This window comes from Bacillus sp. SIMBA_074 (genome assembly GCF_046534555.1).
In the GTDB taxonomy this organism is placed as follows: domain Bacteria; phylum Bacillota; class Bacilli; order Bacillales; family Bacillaceae_G; genus Bacillus_A; species Bacillus_A mycoides.
This window is the reverse complement of the sequence record NZ_JAWRYM010000148.1, coordinates 1-395: the sequence shown is the minus strand read 5'-3', so window position 1 is coordinate 395 and position 395 is coordinate 1. Positions and strand designations below refer to the sequence as shown.

The window sequence follows — 395 nt, the reverse complement described above, 5'->3', positions numbered from 1 at the left end:
ATCGGCAGTATTATCCCACCCTATCTCGTCGGCTATTTCTCTGCCCTTCACTACAGCTACACGTTCATTTTTGGGATGTTTACCGTTGTTCTTATAGCGGGCACCATCGTGCTTTTCGTAATCGGCAAAGAAACAAAAGGGACAGAGGTCGCAAGTGCCAGTTAACGATAAAGACTGATGGTAGCCGAGGCGACGGCAATGATTTTTTCCCGCAGCTCGGCAGGCTCTATAACTTTCATTTGTGCGCCGTAGCCGAGCACAAGCTCACACGCTGATTCAAGCGTATGGAATTCCACCTCAGCTTCGATCCAGTCGTTTTCGCTTGACTGGGTCGAAGCTATTTTTACATAACGTTCAGCTGCGAGACGATCCATGGCCTGCTCACGTACCCAAAT

General features: G+C 49.1%; 1 protein-coding gene. It reads right to left on the bottom strand.

Annotated features, from left to right (window positions below):
• Nucleotides 1-161: 161 nt before the first annotated feature.
• Nucleotides 162-395 (bottom strand): WYL domain-containing protein (locus tag SB773_RS30245; protein WP_410593883.1); only part of this gene is annotated, 234 nt, incomplete at its 5' end.